This is a genomic window from Bacillus sp. PS108 (assembly GCF_037963335.1).
GTDB classification, from domain to species: domain Bacteria; phylum Bacillota; class Bacilli; order Bacillales; family Bacillaceae; genus Bacillus; species Bacillus subtilis.
The window spans coordinates 1,782,883-1,793,569 of the sequence record NZ_CP150155.1 but is presented as its reverse complement, the minus strand read 5'-3'; the positions used below and the strand labels follow the sequence as shown (position 1 = coordinate 1,793,569).

At 47.0% G+C, this 10,687-nt stretch carries 1 protein-coding gene (cut by a window edge); it reads right to left on the bottom strand.

Annotated elements, in window-relative coordinates; genetic code table 11:
- Nucleotides 1-9: 9 nt before the first annotated feature.
- On the bottom strand, nt 10-10,687 hold the 3' portion of the coding sequence (gene pksL / locus NSQ16_RS09190; RefSeq protein WP_339232697.1) for a polyketide synthase PksL. Its footprint extends 2,951 nt past the window's final position; 10,678 of the gene's 13,629 nt are visible here — the last part of the coding sequence; the start codon falls outside the window, past its right edge; its stop codon occupies nt 10-12.

Here is a 10,687-nt window from a genome sequence, read left to right as displayed (position 1 = left end):
ACTCCTCTCTTATTTGAAAGTTTTCCAAAACATATCTTTAGAAGCCCCTGTGTCTGAATGCACTTTTTCCTGCACGTTTTGAGCTGATGGTTTGATTAAAACGGGCTGCCTATTTAATTCCGGCAAAGGCAGAGGTTTTCTTCTAATTGGACGAGCAACCGATTCATTCCAGGCTTCTATAATGAGATGGGCGTTCGTTCCGCCATCTGCAAAACAATTAATTGCCGCAGCCGGCGTTGTCTCCTTCCACTCGGCTTGCGATCTGCTGAAATACAAATCTGTTTTTTCTATATCAAAATACGGCATATTTTCATTACCTGACAGGAACGGAACCAATTGTCTATGCTTCAGCATTAAAGCTACTTTAATCAGGCTCGCAATCCCCTCTGCACATAATGGATGGCCGATGTTAGGTTTCACCGATCCCAGCCCTAACGGAGCCTTTGATTCAGAACGGTAAATGGACTGGATTGCCTTTAATTCAAGTAAATCTGTTACTGCCGACCCCGATCCGTTCGCTTCGAGATAGCTGATCTCTTCAGTCTTTTTGCCGCTTTTTTCAAGCGCTGACAGCATGACGTCCTTTTGTGCCTCGAGATTCGGAGATGATGGGCCTGCCGTTCTTCCGTCATTATTAATCGCAGCGGCTTTAATGACTGCATATATGGAATCTCCGTCTTCAACCGCTTGGCTGACGGTTTTGACGAGAACCATGCCCACGCCTTCTCCTAAAATGACACCGTCTGCCCGCTTATCAAAAATATGGAATGACGGTTTGTCACATAAAAGTCCGCGCTCATGAAACATTCGATGCGCATCAGCATCAAGCAAACTGACGCCGCCTACAACCGCTGCCTCAATATCTCCGCTTCGCAGAGCCTGAATGGCCATATTCAGCCCCACCAGTGCAGAGGAACAAGCGGTATCGAGGACAATACTCGGTCCCTTCAAGTCAAAAAATTGTGAGATGTTAGCCGCTAAATAGTTTTGTCCACCAGCGACTATCGGATTTTTTGCTTTTGAAAGACTGGCCGGATCAGGCTTGTGCTGGCTGCGGCCTCCTATATAAACACCAGCCCTCATGCCTTTCACTTCTTTCTCTGTATAACCCGCGTGATACCATAGCTTCAGGCTTTCCTCCAATACAGCCAAAGCTTGAGGGTCCATCGCTCTGACATCGCTTTCGGACATCATGAAGAAATCATGATCAAATCGGTTCATTTCATCAATGAGGCCCGCGTAATTCGAGCTGGAGTTCCCGAATCGTTCAGGCGGAACAGGCGCAATCGCAGACCGTCCATCACGTATTAAATCCCAGTATTCCTCTAGGGTTTCTGCTCCCGGGAACCTGCAACTAAGACCGATGATAGCGATGTCCTCAGCAAGAAGTGCCGTTTTTTCATGGCTTATCTGTTGCGGCCGCTGTTCTGGCACCAGCTTCTGTTTCATTGCTGATTGCGGCTTGAGAGGTGTCTGTTTCTCAGGAACAGATGGCTGTAAAACAGCTGATATGTCATATTTCGAAATGAGCCAGTGTGCAAAGGATTCTATTGTCGGGTATTCAAACAAGATTGACGGATCAATATCTCCATTTAATTGTTGGTTCATCTGCTGTACCAGCTGGGCCAATATAATCGAGTCGATTCCGTATTCTTGGAAAGGTTCATCCGTTTCAAAGTCTTCTGCAGCTATTTTCAGTTCATCTGAAAAAAGAGTTACGAGCCAGTCGACTGTTTCAGGGAACAGGTTGCGAGTGCTGGTTTGCTCTTTCGTCTCAGGATGCGAGAGAGCTTCGACAGGCAATGACGGCTGCATCAGCTTATCCGGCTTCCAAACGTTTGTATCTGGTACTGCCGGCAGCACGACAGCATACTGTCTGTCTGATAGAATCTGGTCAAGCAGCTGTAATCCCTCGTCGTTTGTCAAACTGATCAATCCAGTTTGTTCTAAAGCTTTGCTTCGAACCTCGCCTAAACCGGTCTCCTTCCAGTTAGGCCACTGAATGCTTACAATGGGACATTTATCTTGATGAGCCTCCGCAAAATAATCCATAAAAGCATTTGCCATCGCGTAATCAGCTTGTCCTGCTGCTAGTGCAGGGATGGCCGCTGATACTGATGAAAACAAGGTGAAAAACGCCAATGGTTCATCTTGAAGCAGGTCAAACAACGTTTGCAGACCTTCGACTTTCGGTTCAAGCACCTGTCCGATCTCTTCTAGTGATTTTCTGATAAAAGCCGGGTTTTGTTTGTTCACCATCCCGGCACAATGGATGACTCCGCCAATCGCCCCCATTGTTTCGTGTATTGTCTTCAGGCTCTGTTCGACAGCAACCCTGTCTGTGAGATCCAGAGACAGCACCTGAACTTGCGCACCCATGTCTTCTAGCTCTTGAACGGCTTTTATTTTCTCGGCAAGCGAGGAAATTTTTACCGAATTCCACTGGTCACGCGGCGGAAGCTCTTCACGGCCGATAAGGACCAGCCGCTTAACGCCGTATGTTTTCACAAAATGCCGCGCACACAGCAAGCCGAGACCTCTTGTCCCGCCTGTAATAAGCAGGACTTTGTCTGTTGAAAACGATACTTGCTTATGACTTAGAGCGGCTTCTGCTGGCTGCTCTGTCAAATATGCGCGATATCGCTGTCCGTTTCGATAACAGACTTCTGATTCTGTGCTCTTGGCATAATATTCAACTGCAATCAGTCTGGCCAGCTCCTCATGAGAGGCTTCGCATTCCATATCTGCATGTCTTGAAGTAAGATGGCTGTACTCACTTTGAAGCATGCGGTATAAACCGGCCCGTGAAGCACCAGACAAAAGAACACCCTCATTTGCGTAGGCCTCCAGCCCCTTTGTTACACCCAAGACCGTCAAATGATGCTTGCTTGCACGTCCTTGCTCGATCAGCTTTTGGAGCCAGTTTATCCAGCCCATAGAATGCTCATGGCTCGTTCCGCACCCGATCAGATCGATTGCTCCAGCAACGTGTTCATAGTCAGCAGCAGATACCCGATCCAGCTCTTGGCTGTCAAATATACGGTATGTCGAGAAATACGCCGAAAGCTCTTCCGCTAATGCCATTGTCTCCTCATTTGCCAAAATGGCGACGGTTTGATTCGTCATTTCTGCCGGTTCAATCGGACAAGGCTGCCACTGTTTACGCAGAAAGCAGCGCTTTGGCATCAGTTCGAATTGAGGCATTGCTGTAGCAATGGTTTCGGGTTCGCCTTCTTGAGTTGGCAGCCAGTAATACTCTTCCGCGAACGGATAAGCAGGCAGGCTGATTCGGCGAGGCGTGTATTCCCCATAAAGCTTGTTCCAATCTATCTGCAGCCCTTTCACCCATAGCTCTGCTACTTTCTCCAGCCTTTTTTTCTCTATCCATGTTTGCAGCAATGCTTTGGCATCATGATCCGTTTCAAACAGCTTGATTTCGCTCTTCTTCGTTTTCACGTGAGCAGCAAATATGCTGCCGTTCGGCATTTCAGCCAAATAATCATCTAAAGCTTTGATCAGCATTTCTCTCGAATCCGCCAAAAACGCCATGCGATAATCCATTGCTTCCCGGCCCGTCTGAAGTGTGTATGCCATATCCTCCAGATCGATATCTTCATTGGAAGTTACGAAATCTTTCATTGCTTCCGCATAGGCCTTCAATTGCTTCTCTTTTTTCGCTGAGAGTACAAATAATGCTGAGCGGTGCTGCTTTGTTAATCGATCGTTCCTCTTTTCAGGCTGATATTCCTCTATCACAATATGGGCATTCGTTCCGCTATATCCGAAGGAGCTCACACATGCTCTCCGCGGTTTTCCATCAGCCGTTTCCCAAGGCTTAAGCTCCGTATTTACGTATAAAGGAGAATGCTCAAATTCAAAATGCTCATTCGGTGTCGTGAAGTTCAATGTCGGCACAAGTGTTTTATGATTCATGCACAATAACACTTTTTGAACCCCGGCTACTCCTGCCGCCGCGGATGTATGGCCAATATTGCTTTTGACGGAACCGATTGCGCAAAACTGCTTTTTGTCTGTTTTTTCTTGAAATACGGTGGACAGAGCTTCTAATTCAATTGGATCGCCTTGTTTTGTTCCTGTGCCGTGCATCTCGACATAACTGATACTCTCAGGATGTATGCCGTATGTTTCATATATGTCTCTTTCCAGATCCATTTGGCTTTTCGCACTCGGTGCCGTGATTCCGTTTGTTTTCCCGTCCTGATTAATACCCGAGCCAATGATGATGCCATAAATATGGTCACGGTCCGCTTCCGCATCTTTCAGCCTTTTCAATACCAGCGCACCCGCACCCTCGCCGGGCACAAAACCATTCGCGCCATTGTCAAATGCTTTACATTGTCCATCAGGTGAAAGCATGCCGGCCTCACACATACTCATGTAAGATTCCGGCGTCAGGTATAAGCTGACCCCGCCGACCAGCGCCATATCAATTTCTTTGTTTATAAGTGCCTGGCGCGCTAAATGAGTGCCGACCAATGAAGATGAACATGCGGTATCAATAGGAATCGCTGGCCCTTTTAAATTTAGAAAATACGGAATACGCGCCGCTGCGATCGCAAAGCTGTTTCCGGTGGCATTTGCTCTTGACTGCCGATTCAGCATGACCCCGTATTCATTGCTCATAATGCCGAGATATACACCGCATTTTTTCTCATTTAAAGTTCGGGCGTTGTACCCAGCGTCCTCAAAGGCTTTATAGCCTTCCTGCAAAAAGATTCGATGCTGCGGGTCCATCAGTTCAGCTTCTGACGGCGGAATATTAAAAAACAACGGATCAAAATGTTCAATATCATCAAGCATCCCCATTGATTTGCAATAGACTTTCCCTTTTTTGTTGAGGACAGGATCATAGTATTTGTCAACATCCCACCGTGATGTTGGAATGTCCCGAATGGCATTTCTCGCATGAACCAGGTTATCCCAGTACTCTCTTACATTACGAGCGCCCGGGTATCTTCCCGACATCCCGACAATCGCTATCGCATCCTCCGGGCGGTCTTGAAGAACAGGAACCGTTTTCTTCTCATGTTCTTTCTTTATTGGATGTTGAACAGGCTGTAGTGGCCGTTCTGCCGGCTTTGGATGAGATGATGCTGCTGGCTTTTGCTGGGCTGCTTCGAAAGAGTCAGTATGCTCTATCTTTCTATCAAGATGAGTTCCAAGCTCGGACTTTAGCATTTCGGCAAAATCACGTATCGTTGGATAATCATATACTCTGGTTACCGTAAAAGACGTTCCGTATTGCTTGTTCACCGCTTTTATCCATTCGAGTCCGGTAATCGAGTCCATTCCGATATCTATGAACGCTTCGTCAATATCCACCTCGTATGGCTCCATGTATAACACGTCTGCTATGCTTTCCCTCAAGTTTTCATGCAGCGTTTCAATTGCTACAGTATATTGTCTTGATGCAGATATTTCTGCCGCTGCATATTGAATCGTTTCTTCAGCTTCCTCTTGCACTGGCTGATGATGTTCTAACGGCTGCAGAGATATATTAGCCGGTTTAGCAGCAGGTACCGCTGTTTTTTGTCTGATCGGCGTGTACGTCTCCGTTTGTTTTTTCTCCCCAGCTTGTGTGCTTAACTCGTGTGCTAAGTAAACAGCGAAATCACGTGTTGTCGGATAATCATATACCTTTGTGACATTTAGTGATGTGCCATACTGTTTATTTATTGCTTTTATCCATTCGAGCCCGGTAATCGAGTCCATACCGATATCTATGAATGCTTCGTCTGGATCAATCTCGTTTTGGTCCATGTACAGCACTTCCGCTAAGCCCGCTGTTAGTTCATCGCACAAGGTCTCCGCCGTGATCGTCTCTATTTCTGTATCTGATGGAACCAGAGATGCTGTCCGCTCCAAACGATCCTGATTGGTCATTAAAGGCTGTAACGTAATATTGGCAGGCTTGCCGCTGGCTTCTCTGGCTACAGACGGCTTCGGAATGACGGGCTGTACTGGAGCGAATGGCTCCTCCGTTCTTTTTTCCTCAGCCATTGCATGTACGTCTATCCAATAGCGATCTCTTGCGAAAGGATAGGCAGGTAAACTGATGCGCCGCGGTTTTTGATCCTGATATAGCGTGCTCCAGTCGATTCGCAAACCTCTTACCCACAGGTCTAAAACCTTCGCATATTTTCCTTTTTGCAGCCATGCCTCAATTGTTTTTGACATATCCTCATCAGCAGCAAAAGCAGCAATGGCTTCTTTGTTGCGCTTTACTTGTCCGCGATAGACATATTCACGATTTTCTGTTCCAGAGATACATTCATTCAGCTTTTCTTCAAGCTCCCGCATCGATTCCGCAACGAACGCCAGCCGTTCGTTCATCGCTTCCCGTCCGACTTGAAGCGTATAGGCAATTCGGTGTAAATCTGCTTCCACATATGTTTGTTCACGAATGGCATGCAGCAATCGCTCCGCGCGTTTCTGAAGTCTTTCCTCATTTTTTGCTGAGAGCACAATGACAGCCGGCTGTTTCCTCGCTGGTAAACGTTCCTCCACAGGTTCCGGAGCATACTCTTCTATTAAAATATGGGCGTTCACACCCCCGGCACCAAATGAAGAGACTCCTGCGATTCTCGGTAATTCGATGTCTTTGCCATTGACACTGATGATCGGCCTCTTCCACTCTTCTAGCTCTTGCTGTACTTTAAACGGCGAGTTAAGGAAATCAATATTCGGGTTCAGCACGTTTGAATGCAGGGAAGGCGCAAGCTGCCTGTATTTCATTTGGAGCAATACCTTCGTTACTCCTGCAATACCTGCCGCACTCTCACAGTGCCCGATATTTGATTTGGCTGACCCTATTGCACAAAATTGTTTGTCATCGGTTTCTTGCGTAAACACTTTGGACAGCCCTGTGATTTCAATAGGATCACCGAGAGAGGTTCCCGTGCCGTGGGCTTCGATGTAACTGACTGTCCGCGGATCAACCTTCGCTTCCACAAACGCCTTTTTGATGACATCTGCTTGGGCATTCGGATTGGGCACTGAGTACCCGTTTGTTTTTCCCCCGTGGTTGATGGCTGTCCCCTTAATGATTCCATAAATGTGATCACCATCTTCAACTGCTTTAGACAATGGCTTCAAAAGCACTGCTCCAACGCCTTCCCCCGGCACATAGCCGTCTCCGCCCTGTCCGAAGCTTTCACATCGGCCTTTGCTGGACATAAATTTGTTCTGCCCGAGCATCAAATATTTATTTGGATGGATTGACACATTCACGCCGCCCGCGAATGCCGCCTCACATTCTCCGCGCTGCAGGCTTTGGCAGGCCAAGTGGATAGCCGTTAAAGAAGAAGAACACATGGTGTCTAAAGCAATACTCGGTCCGTGAAAATCAAAATAATAAGATACCCGGTTCGCGATGGATGATGGATTTCCCGTTAAAGCCAGAGACCTTCCCCGCACCTGCTCTTGTGCCCCGTACAGCTGATATTCTTCGTACATGACACCGACGTAAACACCGACGCTTCCGCCAAGCTCAGCATCACGCTTACGGCCGAGGTGCTCTCTTGTATAGCCTGCGTCTTCCATCGTTTCATACACGCACTGCAAAAATAAACGCTCTTGCGGGTCCATTAATTTTGCCTCACGCGGCGAAATATGGAAAAACTGCGGGTCAAACTTGTCTACATCCTTCATGAAGCCGCCCCACTTGCTGTAGGTTTTTCCAGGCTTGTCTTTATCTTCGTCATAATAAAGACTGTGATCCCAGCGGTCTGCAGGAATTTCCGTAATACAGTCTCGCCCGTCCCTCAGGTTTTCCCATAATTCATCAATGTTGTCTGCCTGCGGATAGCGACCTGAGATACCGATGATCGCAATTTCTTCCGTTTCCTTCTCTCTTACCTGCTTCTGCTCTTTATCTTGCAAAGGAAGAAATCCAGACTTTCTTGGGATAACTGGGATTTCTTGTTTTTCAGGTTCTGATTTTCTTTCAACAGAAGGTTTTCCCGTTTCAAATCCCAAGATGTCCAGCAGTTTTTCTCTGCGGGAATCAATAAAATACCGGGTTAATGACCGAATATCCTGGTATTCAAAGAACAGCGTCTTGGACAAAGATCCGAATACTTTTTCTAATTGACCCGTTACATGCATGATCATGATAGAATCGATCCCGTAATCCTCGAGAGGAGCTTCAGCATCAATCTGGCCAGCTGGCAGCTTAATCACCGAAGAAAGCACCTGTTTAAAATAGTTCTCCGCTTTTTCTCTTAGTATCTCTTCATCAATTTCCCCGATGATGTCTGCTTTTTCTGCCTCCTGATTGAGACTGCTTTTTTTGATATTGTGAGATTGGCCTTTGCCATGTCCCGTTTCATGTAAAAATGCACGAATCCGATCAGTAACACCGGAAGCAACTAACACTTGCGGGTTCCCTGACGTCCAGCCATGATATAGCGCCTGAATCCCACGATCTGTTTCCATGGCCACCATGCCTGTTTCTCTTTTCAGCATCCTTGCAGTTTCCGCATCAATTTGCATGCCCCCGTCTTTCCACAGCGGCCAGCACACTGAAAGAGTTTTTCCGTAACGCTTGTGCAGCTCTGCTTGGCCATTGCGATATTCGCTGAATGCATTCATAAATGCATTGGCCATTGCGTAATCAGCCTGTCCCGCGCTTCCTACTGCTCCGGCACCTGAGGAAAAAAGGATAAAGAAATCGAGCGGAATATCTTTCGTTGCTTCGTCAAGGTGAATCAGTCCTGCTACCTTTGGAGCAAGAACGGTTTGAACCTCTTCTTTCTTTTTCTTTATAATGAAATTATCTTTTATTAAACCGGCGCTGTGAATGATGCCATCTAAGTCTCCATAAACGTTTTGGGTTTCTTTTAATAAGGCATCAACCGTTTGTTTGTCAGCCAGATCAGCTTGTCTGTAAATCGCTTGGATGCCAAGTTTCTGTAAGGCTTTAAGCTTCTTCTTCTTCCTTTCATCAAGCGGAGAGCGTCCTGTCAGGATCACAACCGCATCATTCGTTTGGTTTGCAATTTCAGTTGCAAAGATGAATCCAAGACCGCCCGCACCGCCTGTGATCAGATACACGCCTTTATCCTTCCATGGCATGTCAGCACTTAGGTGCTCACCAGACACTTCTTTCCACTTGCTTACAAATCGCTTCCCTTGCCAGTGGCGGATATGCGTGTCACGCGGATAGCGTCTGTTTTCCTCCAATATTTCGAATAGGTCACCAGCTGACATCCCGGTTTCTATTTCGATCAACTGTCCTGTCAGTTTTGGATTTTCCAGTTCAGCCGTTTTGAGCAATCCAGTTAAGCCGCTTAATAGCTGAGGCTCGTCCAACGCAGGCACCGCCACTTGAATGAATGTATGTCCTCCTGTTTTTGAGTGCATTAGCTGTTTGATTTCTTCAAATAACTGTATGGCATAACCTTCAAACCGTTCATCAATTGTCTCTGTATCATGCTGCAGAACTGTACAGTCAAGATGATTTTGGAGGCTTTCCATTTGTTCTCCAACATCACAGACAACGACTTTATGTGTGTCGTACTCTATGAGCTCTTGCCTCTCTGCAGCACGTTCTTCCCAAATATGTTCGAACAGTAGCGTGTCAGTCGCTTCAGAAGGACCTTCTTGATCTGTTTCTAACACTCTTGCAGAATAGCCCGTCAATCGCACGCAAACCTGCCCCTCTTCATTGCATAAATCGATATCAAGCTTCTGCATACGATCCCCAGCTGTACTGCCCTCGCTATATGTGATCCGCGCCCACATAGATGCCTCGCAGCCTTTGAAGATTTGGACATCCTGTATGGCAAAAGGCAGCATTGCCTTTCTGTCTTCTAAACTCGCAGCTCCTCCCAGCCTCAAACCGATAGATGCTTGAAATGCCGAATCTATCATGCTCGGATGCAGAATATAATGGTCTTCTGTATTAGAGATTACAGGAGGCATCGTCAATTTCACTAGAACTCCGTTTTCGCCGGCATATAGGCTGTCGATCGCTCTGTGGCTGTCACCATAATGAATACCCATTTCTGTATAAGCCTCGTAGCAATCAAAAGGTGACAGCGTCCGGCCATTATAGCTTGCCTTCAGTTCTTCAATGTTGATAACCGGATTTTCACCAGCCTCACAAAGCACTGCACTCCCTTGCCCATATACAATCGGCGACTCCTCTGCGCTTTCAGGGTCCCGGCAGATTTCAAATGTAATCTCACCATTCTCCTCAGGATATAGACGTACATCTATATCTTTCTGCTGTTCTGTGACGGCGAACGGCCGGACCCAGACGATATTCCGGAGCCGGAATCCTGTCGGGAACTGATCCGCAGCTGCCCTTTCCACAGCTGCCCGAACCATCTCCAATAAAGCTGCGCCAGGTAAAACGTGTTCGCCCTTTATGACATGATCCTTCAAGAAAAATTCACGTCCTGTAAACGCTGAACGGAAGCGGACACCCGATATGTCGGACACATTTTGATGCAGAAGAGGATGCAGGATGTGTCGCTCCTCCTTTAAACGATCAGTCTTTTTCTCCGCTTTCGGCACCCAATAACGCACCCTCTCAAATGGGTAAGTCGGCAGGCTGATCCGCTTTGGTTTGTTTCCGTCGTAAAGCAGCTTCCAGTCAACCCCAGATCCGTTCGCCCACTGCTCCGCAATTTGATCGAGTTTTCTTTGCTCCAGCAATTTA